Annotated in this window: 14 protein-coding genes; 10 read left to right on the plus strand and 4 right to left on the minus strand. The window is 61.7% G+C overall.

Going from position 1 to position 16,522, the window contains the following annotated elements:
- The first annotated feature begins 119 nt into the window (after positions 1 to 119).
- The 4 genes from AC30D9_RS18515 (at position 120) to AC30D9_RS18530 (ending at position 5,110) form a co-directional block, all read left to right on the plus strand.
- Positions 120 to 1,598 (plus strand): NCS1 family nucleobase:cation symporter-1, encoded by a 1,479-nt coding sequence (locus AC30D9_RS18515; RefSeq protein ID WP_307571056.1) that lies wholly within the window; start codon positions 120 to 122, stop codon positions 1,596 to 1,598.
- Between the two features lie 149 nt (positions 1,599 to 1,747).
- Positions 1,748 to 3,031, plus strand: a complete 1,284-nt coding sequence (locus AC30D9_RS18520) for a Zn-dependent hydrolase (protein WP_490144547.1) — start codon at positions 1,748 to 1,750, stop codon at positions 3,029 to 3,031.
- A 109-nt stretch (positions 3,032 to 3,140) separates the two neighbouring features.
- Entirely contained in the window at positions 3,141 to 4,625 is a 1,485-nt protein-coding gene (locus AC30D9_RS18525; protein WP_307571054.1) for a PAS domain S-box protein, read from the plus strand.
- A 239-nt stretch (positions 4,626 to 4,864) separates the two neighbouring features.
- The gene (locus tag AC30D9_RS18530; RefSeq protein ID WP_109755962.1) at positions 4,865 to 5,110 is read left to right on the plus strand and encodes a DUF1652 domain-containing protein; all 246 of its coding nucleotides are present in this window, start codon (positions 4,865 to 4,867) and stop codon (positions 5,108 to 5,110) included.
- A gap of 153 nt (positions 5,111 to 5,263) precedes the next feature.
- Here AC30D9_RS18530 and AC30D9_RS18535 read toward each other — a convergent pair whose 3' ends face one another.
- Positions 5,264 to 6,649 (minus strand): sensor histidine kinase, encoded by a 1,386-nt coding sequence (locus tag AC30D9_RS18535; protein ID WP_134923906.1) that lies wholly within the window; start codon positions 6,647 to 6,649, stop codon positions 5,264 to 5,266.
- Entirely contained in the window at positions 6,627 to 7,310 is a 684-nt protein-coding gene (locus AC30D9_RS18540) for a response regulator transcription factor (RefSeq protein WP_039592999.1), read from the minus strand. The genes AC30D9_RS18535 and AC30D9_RS18540 overlap by 23 nt, the downstream gene beginning before the upstream one ends.
- A 279-nt stretch (positions 7,311 to 7,589) precedes the next feature.
- Here AC30D9_RS18540 and hcnA point away from each other — a divergent pair, with 279 nt between their 5' ends.
- From hcnA to hcnC, 3 genes are read left to right on the plus strand one after another with little or no spacing between them, the layout of a single operon-like run.
- Positions 7,590 to 7,913: a cyanide-forming glycine dehydrogenase subunit HcnA gene (gene hcnA / locus AC30D9_RS18545; protein WP_167659385.1), complete on the plus strand. Its 324-nt coding sequence runs from the start codon at positions 7,590 to 7,592 to the stop codon at positions 7,911 to 7,913.
- Positions 7,910 to 9,319, plus strand: a complete 1,410-nt coding sequence (gene hcnB, locus AC30D9_RS18550; RefSeq protein ID WP_490144548.1) for a cyanide-forming glycine dehydrogenase subunit HcnB — start codon at positions 7,910 to 7,912, stop codon at positions 9,317 to 9,319. Before hcnA ends, hcnB begins: the two co-directional genes overlap by 4 nt.
- A complete protein-coding gene (hcnC, locus tag AC30D9_RS18555) occupies positions 9,312 to 10,574 on the plus strand; it encodes a cyanide-forming glycine dehydrogenase subunit HcnC (RefSeq protein WP_490144549.1) in 1,263 nt (420 codons plus the stop codon). The genes hcnB and hcnC overlap by 8 nt, the downstream gene beginning before the upstream one ends.
- Positions 10,575 to 10,771: 197 nt before the next feature.
- Here the strand turns inward: hcnC and AC30D9_RS18560 are convergent, their stop codons facing one another.
- Together AC30D9_RS18560 and AC30D9_RS18565 are read right to left on the minus strand one after the other, a co-directional pair.
- Complete coding sequence (locus tag AC30D9_RS18560; protein WP_490144550.1) at positions 10,772 to 11,383, minus strand: glutathione S-transferase family protein; 612 nt, start codon at positions 11,381 to 11,383, stop codon at positions 10,772 to 10,774.
- Positions 11,384 to 11,416: 33 nt separating this feature from the next.
- Positions 11,417 to 12,340: a MurR/RpiR family transcriptional regulator gene (locus AC30D9_RS18565; RefSeq protein WP_134923911.1), complete on the minus strand. Its 924-nt coding sequence runs from the start codon at positions 12,338 to 12,340 to the stop codon at positions 11,417 to 11,419.
- 313 nt (positions 12,341 to 12,653) lie between these two features.
- Between AC30D9_RS18565 and AC30D9_RS18570 the strand changes: the two genes are divergently transcribed.
- The 3 genes from AC30D9_RS18570 (at position 12,654) to iolB (ending at position 16,501) form a co-directional block, all read left to right on the plus strand.
- On the plus strand, positions 12,654 to 14,591 hold the full coding sequence (locus AC30D9_RS18570; RefSeq protein ID WP_490144551.1) for a bifunctional 5-dehydro-2-deoxygluconokinase/5-dehydro-2-deoxyphosphogluconate aldolase: 1,938 nt from the start codon (positions 12,654 to 12,656) through the stop codon (positions 14,589 to 14,591).
- Positions 14,592 to 14,801: 210 nt separating this feature from the next.
- The gene (iolE, locus tag AC30D9_RS18575; protein WP_134923913.1) at positions 14,802 to 15,695 is read left to right on the plus strand and encodes a myo-inosose-2 dehydratase; all 894 of its coding nucleotides are present in this window, start codon (positions 14,802 to 14,804) and stop codon (positions 15,693 to 15,695) included.
- Positions 15,692 to 16,501, plus strand: coding sequence for a 5-deoxy-glucuronate isomerase (iolB, locus tag AC30D9_RS18580; RefSeq protein WP_307571048.1), 810 nt, complete (start codon positions 15,692 to 15,694; stop codon positions 16,499 to 16,501). The genes iolE and iolB overlap by 4 nt, the downstream gene beginning before the upstream one ends.
- Positions 16,502 to 16,522: the final 21 nt, after the last annotated feature.

A 16,522-nucleotide genomic window follows, 5' to 3' on the forward strand; every position in this document is an offset into this window, starting at 1 on the left:
CACGGTTATTGAGTGTTGCCGCTGTCGGGCAAGGGCCGTCGGTAGCACGCGTGCTTACATGCAAGTACTCCGGCCATCGCCAGTCGATGAGCAAAAATAATGAAAACAGTGGAGCGGACATGACCAGATCAACAGTGACTGAGCGCGACGGGTTGTTCGAGCTTGAAGCCGGCAGCGACGTCCTCGACAGCCCCCGTTACAACCACGACATCGCGCCGACCAAGGTGCACGAGCGAACCTGGAACAAATGGCATATCACCGCGCTGTGGGTCGGCATGGCGATCTGCGTGCCGACCTACACCCTCGGTGGCGTGCTCACCGCCTACTTTGGCCTGACGGTGGGCGAGGCGCTGCTGGCGATTCTGTTCGCCAACATCATCGTGCTGATTCCCCTGACCCTGAATGCCTTCGCCGGGACCAAGTACGGCATTCCGTTTCCGGTGCTGTTGCGCTCGTCCTTCGGTGTCATCGGTTCCAACGTGCCGTGTCTGATTCGCGCCCTGGTGGCGTGTGGCTGGTTCGGGATCCAGACGATGTTCGGCGGCCTGGCGATCCACCTGTTTCTCGGCTCGGTGTTCGATGGCTGGAAGAGCCTGGGCGGCACCGGTGAAGTGATCGGCTTCATGCTGTTCTGGGTCATGAACCTGTGGGTGGTATTGCGCGGTGCCGAATCGATCAAATGGTTGGAAACCCTGTCCGCGCCGCTGCTGGTTCTGGTAGGTGCCGGCCTGTTGGTGTGGGCGTTGCCCAATGTCTCGTTGACTGAGTTGATGGCGGTCCCGGCCAAACGCCCCGAGGGCGCCAGCGTGATCGGTTACTTTCTTGCCGGGCTGACGGCCATGGTCGGTTTCTGGGCCACCCTGTCGTTGAACATTCCGGACTTCAGCCGCTACGCCAAGAGCCAGAAAGACCAGGTCGTGGGGCAGATCATCGGCCTGCCATTGACCATGTTCCTGTTCGCTTCCCTGGGCGTGGTCATGACCGCCGCCTCGGAAAAACTGGTAGGGGTGACCGTCTCCGACCCGGTGACCTTGATCGGGCATATCCAGAGCCCGGTGTGGGTGGCCCTGGCCATGGTACTGATCATCGTCGCCACGCTCTCGACCAACACCGCCGCCAACATCGTCTCGCCCACCAACGACTTCCAGAACCTGGCGCCGAAACTGATCGGCCGGACCAAGGCCGTCATGCTCACCGGGCTGGTGGGGTTGGCGCTGATGGCCCATGAACTGCTGAAAAAACTGGGCCTGATCGTTTCCGAGGTCAGTCTGGAATCGGTCTATTCCAACTGGCTGCTGGGTTATTCGAGTTTGCTCGGGCCGATTGCCGGGATCATGGTGGTGGATTATTTCCTGATCAAGAAACAGCAACTGGACCTCGCCGGCCTGTACCGCGACGACGTTTACCCGGCGTGGAACTGGAACGGCTTCATCGCCTTTGGCGTGCCGGTGGTGCTGACGTTGCTGTCCCTGGGCAGCGATGCGTTCAGTTGGTTCTATAGCTACGGCTGGTTCACCGGTTCGGCGCTGGGCGGGGTGATTTACTACGGGTTGTGCGGTATGCGAGCGAGCCCGTCCGTCGCTAAATCTGCGGTGTGAAGGAGGGCCCATCGCGAGCAGGCTCGCTCCCACCGGGGGATCTGCTGTGTACACAGATTTTGCATCCACCCCAATCCAGTGTGGGAGCGAGCCTGCTCGCGATAGCAGCCTCAAGACACCAACAAAATGCCTGAAAAATGGAGATCCCCATGAACGCAGCCATCGACGTCCTGCAATCCACCCACCAGCACATCAACCGCGACCGCCTGTGGCAATCGCTCATGGACCTGGCCCAGCTCGGTGCCACGGTCAAGGGCGGTGTGTGTCGGCTGGCCCTGACCGATCTGGATCGCCAGGCTCGCGACCTGTTCGTGCAATGGACCCAAGCGGTGGGCTGCACGGTCAGCATCGATGCGGTGGGCAATATCTTCGCCCGGCGCCCGGGGCGCAATCCGAACCTGCCACCGGTGATGACCGGCAGCCACATCGACACCCAGCCCACCGGCGGCAAATTCGACGGTTGCTTTGGCGTGCTGTCCGGGCTGGAAGTGCTACGTACCCTCAATGATCTGAACATCGAAACCGAGGCCCCCCTGGAAGTGGTGGTGTGGACCAACGAAGAAGGTTCGCGCTTCGCCCCGTGCATGATGGGTTCCGGCGTGTTCGCCGAGAAATTCACCCTCGAAGAAACCCTGGCCAAGGTCGACGCCGAAGGCATCAGCGTGGGCCAGGCGTTGAATGCCATCGGCTATGCCGGCACGCGCCAGGTCAGCGGGCATCCGGTGGGCGCGTATTTCGAGGCGCATATCGAACAGGGGCCGATCCTGGAAGACGAGGGCAAGACCATCGGCGTGGTGATGGGCGCCCTGGGACAGAAATGGTTCGACCTGACACTGCGCGGTGTCGAAGCTCACGCCGGCCCGACCCCGATGCACCTGCGCAAGGACGCCCTGGTGGGCGCCTCGATCATCGTCGGCGCCGTCAACCGCGCCGCCCTCGGCCATCAACCCCATGCCTGCGGCACGGTGGGTTGCCTGCAAGCCTATCCCGGTTCGCGCAATGTCATCCCCGGCGAAGTGCGTATGACCCTGGATTTCCGTCATCTGGAACCGGCGCGCCTGGATTCGATGATCGCCGAAGTCAGGCAGGTGATCGAAGACACCTGCCGGCAGCATGGCCTGACCTTCGACTTGAAGCCCACGGCCGACTTCCCGCCGCTGTACTTCGACAAAGGCTGCGTCGATGCCGTACGCGCCGCCGCCCAAGGGCTGGGCCTTTCCCACCTGGACATCGTCAGCGGTGCAGGCCATGACGCGATCTTTCTCGCCGAACTGGGCCCGGCCGGGATGATCTTCGTGCCCTGCGAAGGCGGCATCAGCCACAACGAGATCGAGAACGCCGCACCGGATGACCTCGCTGCAGGTTGCGCCGTGCTGCTGCGCGCGATGCTGGCGGCTTCGCAGGCGATTGCCGAGGGGCGCATGGCGGCTTGAGTGGCTTCAAGGGATCGCGGCCTCGTTGCACTCGACAGTTTCTATGGGGAACGTGTCATCTTCGCGGGTGGTCGTAACCTCCATGCTCCTCTGACCGCATGGAGACCCAATGAACCAAGATGTCCCGACCACCGATACCAATCGTCGCCAATTGCTGCAAATTATCGCCGGGTTGTCTGACGGGGTGATGTTGATCGAAGTCGATCAGACCATCGCCTGGGCTAACGAAGCGGCGTTGACCATGCATGGGGTCACTGACCTCAAAGCGCTGGGTGCCAACGCTAAGGCGTACGCCCAGCGTTTCAATTTGCGTTACCGCAATAACCACCCGCTGACCGAAGACAATTACCCGATTGCCCGGGTTGCCCGTGGCGATGAGTTCAGCGATGTGCTGGTGGAAGTCACGCCCAAGGCGGATCCGGATCGCACTTGGGTCCACCGGATCCGCAGCATGGTCCTGGCCGACCGCAACGGCGAGCCGGAGCTTCTCGTGCTGATCCTCAGCGATGCCACCGAATGGGCCAGCGCCGAGCAGCGCTTCGAGAAAACCTTCGGCGCCAACCCGGCGCCGGCGGTGATCTGCCGCCTCAGTGACCTGCGTTATATCAAGGTCAATCCGGGGTTCCTGGAAATGACCGGCTACAGTCGCGAGCAGGTGATCGGGCGTTCGGTGTATGAACTGGATGTGCTCGAAGCCGCCGAGAAACGCGACCTGGCCATCGAACGACTGGGGCAGGGCGCGACCATTCCGCAAATGCAGGCCGAGTTGAAGTTGCCCGACGGCACCAGCAAGCAAGTGATCGTCGCCGGCCAGCCGCTGGACCTGCACGACGAAGACTGCATGTTGTTTTCCTTCATGGATATGGAGCCGCGACGCAAGGCCGAAACAGCGCTGCGCCAGAGCGAAGAGCGCTTTGCCAAGTCGTTCCGCCTGTCGCCCGTGCCCACCCTGGTGTGCAGTGCCGAACAACAGTTGTTGGAAATCAACGAAGCGTTCCTCCAGACCACCGGTTACGCCAGCGAAGAACTGTTGGGCAAAACCGTGGAGGAAATCGGCTTTCTCGACAAGGACGCCAGTGCCGTGCTGTTTGCCCGGTTGGAAAAGGCTGCCGCGGTTTCGAGTATCGACGTCAAGGTGCACAAGAAGGGCGGCGAACTCATCGACTGTGAGGCCGCCGCCGACACGGTGCTCATCCAGGACAAGCCTTGCTATCTGCTGGTGCTGATGAACATCACCGAGCGCAAACGCTCGGAGCTGGAACTGGTGGCGGCTATCGAGGAGGTGATGAAAGATGCTTCCTGGTTCAGTCGCACCTTGATTGAAAAACTGGCTAACGTGAAAAGTATCAACGCCCAGGTGCCCAGTGTGTCATTCACCGAGCTGACAGCCCGGGAGCGGGACGTGCTGGGGCTGATTTGCGAGGGCCTGGCCGACAAGGAAATCGCCGCGCGGCTCAAGCTTGCGCCCAACACCGTGCGCAATCATGTGGCAACGCTGTATTCGAAACTGGATGTCCATAGCCGCAGCGAAGCGATTGTCTGGGCCCGGGAGCGGGGGTTGTTCGCCAACGAATGGCGGATGAAGGCACCATGATAGCCAGTGCAAATGCACCTGGCGGGCTGGTGCAAATTCGGGTTTTGCAGGTGGGGGCGGTTCCTTAGGCTGTCAGGGTGCGACATCGTCCATGATGTCGCGTCCCCACGAAACACGTAAGGAATACGCCCCAATGTACAGCGAACGAACCCAGTATCAGAGCGACAGGACGTCTACCCGGACCAGGAGGTCGGAGCTGTCCATTGTTCATTTGCGTTCCCGGGGCTGAGGTGCATCACATGACCCATCTGGCCCCCTTGCGCGCCCGCCTCGAAGAAAGTTTTACGCCGCTGGCCTGCGAATGCAGCCTCAATGGCGATGGCACCCTCACTGTGCGCCTGTATCACCGTGAAAGCGGAGAGGTGGACCTAGTGGTGAGTGGCATGAGTGTCGACAGCGTCCGCTCGGAAGAAAGCATCGCCAAATTGATCGATGAGCTGCGCTATGAGCTGCATAACACGCCGCTGCATCGCAGTGATGCCTGATTAGATCAGGGTCCTATTGTGGCGAGGGGATTTATCCCCGCTCGGCTGCGAAGCAGACGCCAGTCGTCATAACTGATTGGGCCTGCTTCGCAGGCCAGCGGGGATAAATCCCCTCGCCACAAGTATGTGTTTGCACCTCATTTCCTTCAGTGCCTACAACAACGTCGCCCGGCAATCGAGCACCAACCGCGCACCGCCGTATTCGCTGCTGCCCACCTCCAACGTGAACCCATGCAGATTGACGATCGCCGCGACGATCGACAGACCAAGGCCAAACCCACTTTGCTGGCTGCTGCCCTCGGCGCGGTAGAAGCGGCGAAACACGGCCTTGCGCTCGGCCTCGGGGATACCGGGGCCGGAGTCGAGCACTTCGATGCGGGTGCTGTCGCCCTGATCGACCCCGCGCAGGATCACCTTGCCTCCCGGCGGGGTGAACTTGATGGAATTGCTCAGCAGGTTCGACACTGCCTCGAACAGCAACGCCCGGTCGCCGTTGAGCAGGGGCAGGGCGTCGGGCACTTCCAGGATGAAGGTCAGTTCGCCTTCCTCGGCCAGTGGCAGGTAGAAGTCGTGCAGTTCCTGCAGCAATTGCAGCGGATCCAGGCGCACGAAACCCGAGCGCCGCTGCTGGTCTTCCAGTTCGGAAATCCGCAACAACCCACGAAACCGAGCCATCAGGGTGTCTGTCTCGGCAATCACCTGGTCCATCTGCAAGGCTTCGGGTGAGCCATCCGGGGCCTCTTGCTGGATGCGATACAACTGGGCGCGCAAACGGGTCAGCGGAGTGCGCAGGTCATGGGCGATGTTGTCGCACACGCCCTTGACCTCGTTCATCAAGCGTTCGATGCGGTCGAGCATGGCATTGACGATCGCCGCCAGCATGTCCAGTTCATCGCGCCGGCTCGACAGCGGCAGGCGATGGGTCAGGTCGCCGGCGACGATGGCTTCGGCACTGGCCTGCAGTTTGCGAATCCGCCGCAACGGTCGGCGGCGCAACAGATGCCAGCCGGCGATGCCCGGCAGGATCGTCAGCGATACCCCCCAGAACAGCGCATGCAAGATGATGCGGGTCACGGCGAATAGTGAGCCGTTGTCCCGGGCCAGGATTAGCCAGCGGCCGTCCTGGGTCCGGGTCGCCACCGCGTCACAACTGTCGGAAGGCACGCTCGGGTCGTCGGAGTCGACGCAACCGCCGAGCATGTGGATCTTGCCGTCCAGCGGCAGGTCGGCGGGGACTCGTTGGATCGGCCCGCTCAAATGCCGCAGTTGCGGATCGAACAGGCCGTAGGCGTCGACGCCGCGCTCATCCAGCGTCAGGCTGGCCATGAGCGCATCTTCCAGTTGATCGCCATGGATCCGGGCGAACAGGTGCTGGCGCTGCATCAGGGAGTGCTTGGCCAGGCTGTCGAGGTAGCCAAATACCTCGTAATACATGACCCCCATCAGGATCGCGCTCCAGATCACGAACAGCGAACTGTACAGCGCCAGCAGACGGCTGCTGGAGGAGCGCCAGCCCTTAGCGGGGTTCAGCAATGACATAGCCGGAACCCCGTACCGTGCGAATCAGCGGTTCCAGGCCCGGCGGGTCGATTTTCTTGCGCAGGCGGCCGATGTGGACGTCGATCAGGTTGGTGCCGGGGTCGAAGTGATAGCCCCAGACTTCCTCGAAAATCATCATGCGCGAGAGGATCTGCCCGCTATTGCGCATCAGGAATTCCAGCAGCTTGTATTCGGTGGGCAGCAGGCTGAGCAATTGGCCGTTGCGGCTGGCTTCGCGGCTGATCAGGTTCAGTTCCAGGTCGGCCACCCGCAGCACGGTCTCCGGCTCGCGGGCGCCATTGTTGCGCCGCAGCAGTACTTCGACCCGGGCAGCCATTTCGTCGGTGGCGAACGGCTTGGTCAGGTAATCGTCGCCGCCGGCGCGCAGGCCGCGAACCCGCTCATCCACATCGGAGAGGGCGCTGATCATCAGGATCGGCGTGGCCACGCCCATGGTACGCAGGGTGGTGACGATCACCAGGCCGTCGAGCTCGGGCAGCATGCGGTCGAGGGTGATCAGGTCGTAGTCGCCGCTGACCGCCCGTTCCAGGCCTTCGCGGCCGTTGTCGACCCAGTCGACGTCCAGGCCGTTGCGGGTCAGCTCGGCAACGATTTCACGGGCGGTCACGGCGTCGTCTTCGATGGTCAGGATGCGGTTCATGGGCGGTACCGTGTGGGGAAATTGGAGCGATTGCGCAGCATTTTGCCAAAGAATACCTGTCGGCTTTCTGAAAAAAAGTTCATGAGCCGGCGAGCCGAATCGCTGGCCTGGATCAACACTTGGTCACAAATAATCCCTAACATAAATTTCGCGCGCACTATCCTGTTGCATCTTCATGCCCCGCTTTGGCGCACCGTTGCTATAGGGTATCGATGTAAACGGTGAGGGTGTGCCGCCAGGAGCCTAGACCTCAAAGAACCTTCAAGGAAGAGCAGTATGATGCAACCTCAAGACTCTCTACGCCGAAAATTCGATATCCAGCCGTTGACCCGGGCCGATATGACCGTGCGCCTGGACGGGCAGGCTGTCAGCGCCGCCCAGGGTGAAACCGTCCTCACTGTCATTCAATCTCTGGGCCAACGTCAGGTGGCCCGCAACGATCACGACCAGATCAGCGGTGCCTACTGCGGCATGGGCGTGTGCCAATGCTGCCTGGTCAAGATCGACGGTCGCCACAAGCGCCGCGCCTGCCAGACCCTGGTACGCCCGGGCATGCAGATCGAAACCCGGGTCAACCGTATCACCGAAACGGAGGCGCCATGAACCTCGATCCGGTGATTGTCGGCGGTGGGCCGGCGGGTATGGCGGCGGCCATTGAACTGGCCTCACACGGGGTGCGTTGCACCTTGCTCGAAGAAGCGCCGCGCCTGGGTGGCGTGGTGTATCGCGGACCGTTGCGCGATGGCGTGCGCCTGGATTACCTGGGCCCGCGCTACAGCGAAGCCCTGGAGAAACTCCACGGTGAATTCCAGCAACACGCCGGGCTGATCGACGTGCGATTGAGCAGCCGTGTCATTGGCGCCGAAGGCTTCCGGGCGCTGATGCTGCTGGACGCTGACGAACGCTTGCGCGAGATGGCCTATTCGCACCTGGTCCTGGCGGCCGGTTGTCACGAACGCAGCGTGCCATTTCCTGGCTGGACCCTGCCGGGAGTGATGATGCTCGGGGGTCTGCAATTGCAGATCAAGAGCGGCGTGGTCAGGCCGCCGAGCCCGGTGGTGATCGCCGGAACGGGGCCGTTGCTGCCGCTGGTGGCTTGCCAACTGCACGCTTCGGGCGTGGCGGTGGCGGGTGTCTATGAGGCCTGTGCGTTTGGCCGGATCGCCAAGGAAAGCCTGGCGCTGCTGAACAAGCCGCAACTGTTTCTCGATGGCCTGAGCATGCTGGCCTACCTCAAGCTCAATCGCATCCCGGTACGCTACGGCTGGGGTGTAGTCCAGGCGGACGGCGAGGGTGAGCTGAGCCATGTCACCGTCGCGCCGTATTCCAGTACCTGGGAGCCCGACCTGAAACGTGCCGAACAGATACCGGCCCAGACGCTGGCGGTCGGCTACGGGTTCATCCCGCGCACTCAATTGAGCCAGCAGATGGGCCTGGAGCACGGTTTCAGCGAGGACGGCTATTTGCGGGCCGTGTCCGATGCCTGGCAACAAAGCAGCGAAGCGCACATTCACCTGGCCGGCGACATGGGCGGGATTCGCGGCGGTGAAGCCGCCATGCTGAGCGGACGCATCGCGGCACTGTCGATCCTGATGCAGCGCAACGTGCTGGACCCGTCCACGGCCCTGGCGCAGCGCGAACGCTACCAGGCGCAACTGGAGCGGATCATCCGCTTTCGCGCCGCCGTGGATCGCTACACCCAGCGTGGTGCCGGGCAAACCGCATTGCCGGCGGCCGATACGGTGATCTGCCGCTGTGAGCACGCCACTCGCGCCGACATCGACCGGGCGCTGGAGCAAGGCGTACAAGACATGGCCAGCCTGAAGATGCGCACCCGCGTGAGCATGGGCGATTGCCAGGGGCGGATGTGCGTCGGCTATTGCAGCGATCGATTGCGCGAAGCCACCGGACGTGCCGACGTGGGCTGGCTGCGGCCGCGTTTCCCTATCGATCCTATTCCCTTTTCAGCGTTCCAGAACGTCGGCATGGAGGCCGTTTCCCATGATTAAGGACTATGACGTGGTCATCGCCGGTGGCGGTGTGATCGGGGCCTCTTGTGCCTATCAACTGTCCAAGCGCAAACACCTGAAGATCGCCCTGATCGACAGCAAGCGCCCAGGCAATGCGACCCGCGCGTCGGCGGGTGGACTGTGGGCCATCGGTGAGTCGGTGGGCCTGGGGTGCGGAGTGATCTTCTTTCGCATGATGTCGGCCAATCGCAAGCGCCAGACCCAGGGTGCCGCCGTGGCGGTGGATGCCAGCACGCCGCACATCCTGCCCCAGTCGTTCTTCGATTTCGCCTTGCAGTCCAACGCGATGTATCCGCAGTTGCACCGCGAGTTGATCGACAACCATGGCATGGATTTCAAGTTCGAGGAGACCGGGCTCAAGTTCGTGATCTACGACGACGAAGACCGTTTGTACGCCGAGCACATCGTTGCCTGCATCCCGCACCTGGCCGACCAGGTGCGCTGGCTTGACCAGGCGGCCTTGCGCGAGGCGGAGCCGAATGTCAGCCATGAAGCCCTGGGAGCGCTGGAGTTTTTATGCGATCACCAGGTCAGCCCTTTCCGTCTGGCCGACGCCTACACCGAAGGCGCCCGGCAGAATGGCGTCGATATGTTCTTCAACACCAGCGTGACTGAAGTCCTGCGCAGTGGGTCGCGGGTCACCGGGGTGAAAACCGCCGAAGCCGGGACCTTCACCTGCCGGACCCTGATCAACGCGGCGGGTGCCTGGGCGGCGGACCTGAGCGAACAGGCCACTGGCGTACGGATTCCGGTCAAGCCGGTCAAGGGGCAGATCCTGTTGACCGAACGCATGCCGAAAATCCTCAACGGCTGCCTGACCACCAGCGACTGCTATGTGGCGCAGAAAGACAACGGCGAAATCCTGATTGGCAGCACTACCGAAGACAAGGGGTTCGATGTGACCACTACCTACCCTGAAATCGAAGGATTGGTGCAGGGTGCGGTGCGGTGTATCCCGCAATTGGCCGACATCAACCTGAAACGGACCTGGGCCGGCCTGCGCCCGGGGTCTCCCGATGAATTGCCGATCCTGGGGCCGATGCGAGGCGTGGAAGGCTACCTCAACGCCTGCGGGCATTTCCGTACCGGCATCCTGACTTCGGCCATCACCGGGGTACTGCTGGACAAGCTGGTGAACAACGAGCCGTTGCCGCTGGACATCACGCCATTTCTGGAAGAACGCTTCGAGGTGGCGCCGAAGGCCGTTGAAACAAAAGAAGTGGCGTTGGCTTGATAGCGAGCTTCATCGAAGAACCAGTGTGGGAGCGAGCCTGCTCGCGATGGCGGTGTGCCAGTCAATATTGATGCTGGCTGATCCAACGCCTTCGCGAGCAGGCTCGCTCCCACAGGGGGGTGGGGTGAAGGCCGGATCTGTGAACATCCCCAACTGTGTGTTAGCTGAGCTCTTATACTGGTTCTTGGGTGTCTCCACTATTCCATCGGCGTGCTGACAAACGCCTCCAGCCCTTCGGCATAAGCCGTGAAGGCGCTGATCAGCGGGAAAGCCTTGCCCTGCACCTGGTCCGGCACTACGAGGTTGGTGAAACTCCACGCCACAGCCGCCGTGATGCCGGCCTGATCAATCGAGCCGTCGGTGCTCAACGGTTGTTTCTCCAATTCCTGTTCCAGCATTCCATAAGCCGCCGCCAGTTGGCCTTCCACGCGTTCAACCCAAGGCGCGTGCTGAATTTCCGTCGGCCGCAGGTTGCGCTCATAGTAAATCTGCACCGATTTCTCGCACGCTGCCAAGGCCAGGCCGAGCAGGCGCAGTGAGCGCGCTCGTTGCCTAATGTCGGCCGGCATCAAGCTTTTCCCAGGCGCGGCCAAGGCCTCCAGGTAGTCAATGATCAACGTGGAATCCATCAGCACGGTGCCATCGTCCAGTACCAGGGAAGGAGCCTTGACCACCGGGTTGAAGCGCTGGAATTGCTCGAAATGCCTGAACACCGAAACCGACTCGTGCTCCAGGGCAATGCCCAGGCACTTGGCGGAAATGGCGACGCGTCGTACGTAGGGCGAGTCCAGCATGCCGATCAGTTTCATGGCTTCTCCTTTAGCGATTCATGGGAACGGAGGTTAATCCTCGAACCCAACCTGTTCATGGATTTCATCGACCTTGAGCTCCAGCCGGTAGGCCACGGCGATGAACAACGCCTGGCACAGGCACAACGTGGCACTCAACGAACGGAAGGCGAACGAACTGCCTTCGTTGACCAGCAACACCGTGTTGGCTCGCTTGGCCAGGGGCGAGAGGTTGCTGTCGGTGATAATCAGCGTCTTGGCCTGGTGGTGCTGGGCAATGCGCAGGCAATGCTGGGTTTCCTTGCCGTACGGCGTGAAGCTGATGGCGATGACCAGGTCGTTGGCTCGCACGCTGCGCATCTGCTCGCGGTAGCTGCCGCCCAGGCCGGATACCAGGTGAATGCGTTTATTGGTGTGTTGCAGGTTGTAGACCAGGTAATCGGCTACCGCGAATGAACGGCGCACGCCCACCACATAGATGTTGTCGGCGTTGACCACCAGGTCCACGGCTTTTTCGAATGCTTGGTCATCCAACTCCAGCCCCAGGCGCTCGATGCCCGACAGGGTGGCATTGATGCACTCGCGGGCCAGGTCGCCGCCGCTGGCTTTCTGCGATTTGTTGGCGATCATGCTGCGGATGCGTTGCTGGTAGTTCTGCACCGGCGTGGTCTTGTGGGTGTAGGCCTCGCGGAACAACGCCTGCATTTCGCTGAACCCGCTGAAGCCAAAGCGCTGGGAAAACCTGACGATGGCCGAAGGGTGCACTTCACATTCGCGGGCGATGTCGCTGATGCGGTCGACCATGATCCGGTCGCTCTGCTGGCTTATGTAGCTGGCGATGCGTTTGAGCTGGCGCGGCAGGCTTTCGTATTCATCGGTGATCAGTTGCAGCAGGCGCTCGGCATTGATCGGTGGGCTGGAGAGGGCGAGGTCGGACGCGCTCTCGGACGGCGCCGGCAGATCATCGGGGCGGGTCATAGGAAATCCTTCTGGCTTGTTCTTATAGGGCGGCCCGAAAAAAGGCCGGCCCTCGACAATAGGTTGGCTGGTCGCAGTCTACAGCGTAGGCGCAGGGAAAATCATGGGTGGACAAATGTTGCAGCAGGTGCTGAAACGATGCACTGCGTCTGGTTGGCTTCGCTCATAGCGTATTGGAAAAAATATTCCACGTAAAAAATTTATAGAATAATTATTGATTATTGCCTGCTGCTCGTTTTAGTCTGCATCCACCAACAGCGTTGTCGCCGGTCCGGGCGACAAGCGCAGGCTGATAAAAATAACAGGAGCCAGCATGGGCCAGACTCGTTTTGCCAGTGGGCGTCAATTGGATGTGATCTGCCTGGGACGCCTGGGTGTCGACCTTTACGCGCAGCAAGTCGGCGCGCGTCTGGAAGATGTTTCGAGCTTCGCCAAGTATCTGGGTGGATCGTCGGCCAACATCGCCTTCGGCACGGCGCGCCTGGGGCTCAAGTCGGCGATGCTCAGCCGGGTAGGGGACGACCATATGGGCCGCTTCCTGGTGGAATCCCTGGCGCGCGAAGGCTGCGATGTCAGTGGCATCAAGGTCGATCCCGAACGCCTGACGGCGTTGGTCCTGCTGGGGATCAAGGACCGGGAAACCTTTCCCCTGGTGTTCTACCGGGAAAATTGCGCCGACATGGCGCTGCGCGCCGAAGACATCGATGAAGCCTTCATTGCCTCCAGCAAGGCGCTGCTGATCACTGGTACTCACTTTTCTACCGAAAGCGTCTACAAGGCCAGCACCCAGGCGCTGGATTACGCCGAGAGACACAACGTCAAGCGCGTCTTGGACATCGATTATCGTCCGGTGCTCTGGGGCCTGGCGGGCAAGGCCGACGGAGAAACCCGCTTCGTCGCCGACCAGAAAGTCAGCCAGCACGTGCAGAGTATCCTGCCGCGTTTCGACCTGATCGTCGGCACCGAAGAAGAATTCCTGATCGCCGGCGGCAGCGAAGACCTGCTGAGTGCGTTGCGTACCGTGCGTTCGCTGACGGCGGCGACCCTGGTGGTCAAGCTCGGCCCGCAGGGTTGCACGGTGATCCACGGTGCCATCCCGACCCGACTCGAAGACGGCGCGATTTACCCGGGGGTGCGGGTCGAGGTGCTGAATGTATTGGGCGCCGGCGATGCATTCATGTCGGGCTTTCTCGCCGGTTGGCTGGAGGACGCCAGCGATGAACGCTGCTGCCAATTGGCCAATGCCTGCGGTGGCCTGGTGGTGTCGCGTCATGCCTGTGCGCCAGCGATGCCGACTCGGGCCGAGCTCGACTATCTATTCAAGAGCCCGGTGCCGATTACCCGGCCGGACCAGGACACCGTGCTGCAACGGCTGCATCAGGTCAGCGTACCCCGCAAGGCCTGGAAACAGCTGTTCATCTTTGCTTTCGACCATCGTTGGCAACTGGTGGAACTGGCCCAGAAGGGCGGTCGTGACCTCAGTTGCATAGGCGAACTCAAGCAACTGTTCATCCAGGCGGTGGAGCGGGTCGAAGCCGACTTGCGGCGTCAGGGCGTTGAGGCTGACGTCGGTCTGCTCGCCGATCAACGTTTCGGCCAGGATTCGCTGAACGCCGCGACCGGACGTGGCTGGTGGGTGGCGCGGCCAGTGGAAGTACAGAATTCGCGGCCACTGGCGTTCGAACACGGGCGCTCCATTGGCAGCAACCTGATCGCCTGGCCCCGGGAACAGATCATCAAGTGCCTGGTGCAATTTCACCCCGATGACGAACCGCTGCTGCGCCTGGAGCAGGAAGCGCAATTGATGGGGCTGTACAAGGCCTCCCAGGTCAGCGGTCATGAATTGCTGCTGGAAGTCATTCCGCCCAAGGATCATCCATCGCCGCACCCGGACGTGCTCTATCGTGCCCTCAAGCGCCTCTACAACCTGGGTATTTTCCCGGCATGGTGGAAAATCGAAGCCCAGAGCGCGGACGAGTGGAAACAACTCGACGAGTTGATCCAACAGCGCGATCCGTATTGCCGTGGCGTCGTGCTGCTAGGCCTCAACGCCCCGGCCGCCGCACTGGCCGAAGGTTTCCGCCAGGCCAGCCAGAGCAGCACCTGCCGCGGATTTGCCGTGGGTCGCACGATCTTCCAGGAACCGAGCCGAGCCTGGCTGGCCGGGGAAATCGATGATGAAACGCTGATCCGCCAGGTGCAGGGCAGGTTTGTGGAGTTGATCGAGGCGTGGCGTGCTGCGCGGGCCTGATGGATGTTGCGCCGGCTCTTGTGGCGAGGGGATTTATCCCCGCTGGGCTGCGAAGCAGCCCCAAATCCGGCAACTCGGTGAGTCAGGCAAATTACATTCAACTCTAAGGGGGCCGCTTCGCGACCCAGCGGGGATAAATCCCCTCGCCACAATGATGTACTCACAAACGGTTTTCGATATTCAGTTTGAAAAACAATAAAAGGTGCAGCCATGCCCGCTATTCGAATTGGCATCAACCCGATTTCCTGGAGCAACGACGACTTGCCATCGTTGGGCGGTGAGACGCCGTTGAGCACGGCGCTGAGCGAAGGCAAGGCCATCGGCTACGAAGGTTTCGAACTCAACGGCAAGTTCCCCAAGGACGCCAAGGGCGTTGGCGATGTGCTGCGGCCTTATGATCTGGCGCTGGTTTCCGGCTGGTATTCCAGTCACCTGGCCCGGCGTTCGGCGGCCGAGGAGATCGACGCCATTGCCAGCCACGTCGAGCTGCTGGCGCAGAACGGCGCAACGGTGCTGGTGTATGGCGAAGTCGCCGACTCGATCCAGGGCCAGCGGATCTCGCTGGTCGAACGGCCGCGTTTTCACACCGATGAAGCCTGGCAGGCCTACGCCGACAAACTCACCGAACTGGCGCGCTTCACCTTATCCCAAGGCGTGCGCCTGGCCTATCACCACCACATGGGCGCCTACGTCGAATCGCCCGCCGACATCGACAAGCTGATGGCCCTGACCGGCAGTGAAGTGGGCCTGCTGTTCGACTCGGGTCACTGCTACATGGGCGGTGGCGAACCGTTGCAGGTGCTGCGCAAACACATCGAACGGATCTGCCATGTGCACTTCAAGGACGTGCGCAAACCGGTGGTGCAACTGGCGCGCAACAACCTCTGGAGCTTCCCCGACTGCATCATCAACGGCACCTTCACTGTGCCGGGGGACGGCGACATCGACTTCGCCGCGTTGCTCGATGTGTTGCTGGCCGCCGATTACCAAGGCTGGCTGGTGGTGGAAGCCGAGCAGGACCCGGCCGTGGCGCCGAGTTATGCCTACGCCAAGAAAGGCTACGAGACCCTGCGCGCCTTGCTGCAAGAGAGGACTGCTTCATGAGCCTGTTGATCAAAAGCCATTCCAGCGGCCAGACCATGGTTCAGTTGCCGGCGGGCGAACTGGAATATGTCGGGTTCGCCGCCTATCGCCTGAGCCTCGGCGAAACCCTGCCGGTCGCTGCCGGCGACAAGGAATTATGCCTGGTGCTGCTCAGCGGGCGCATCAGCCTCAAGGGCGAAGCACCGGGGCAGGGCGCCTTCGATTGGGACAACCTCGGTGATCGCCAGTCGGTGTTCGAGGACAAATCGCCCTATGCCGCTTATTTGCCTCCCGGCAGCCAGGCCCAGGTTACCGCCCTGAGCGATGTACAGATTGCCGTGTGTGCCGCGCCGGGTTCCGCGCAAAACGGTTACGGCCCACGGCTGATCCGTCCGGACAGCATGAAGCGCAGCGTACGCGGCAAGGGCGCCAATACCCGCTATGTTTGCGACATCCTGCCGGACAGCGAGCCCGCCCATTCACTGCTGGTGGTGGAAGTGCGCACGCCGTCGGGGCACTCCTCGAGCTACCCGCCGCACAAGCACGACACCGACGACTTGCCGCACCAGAGCTTTCTCGAAGAAACCTATTACCACCAGGTCAACCCGTCCCAGGGCTTCGTGTTCCAGCGCGTCTACACCGACGATCGCAGCATCGACCAGGCCATGGCCGTGGAAAACAGCGACCTGGTGGTGGTGCCCAAGGGCTACCACCCGGTCAGCGTGCCCTACGGGTACGAGTCGTATTACCTGAACGTCATGGCCGGCCCGAAGCGGGTCTGGCAGTTCCATAACGACCCGCAGCACAGTTGGCTGCTCGACCTCTGAATTCCACCCTTTGCACGGAGA

The sequence above is a fragment of the Pseudomonas sp. DF11 genome, from assembly GCF_058148565.1.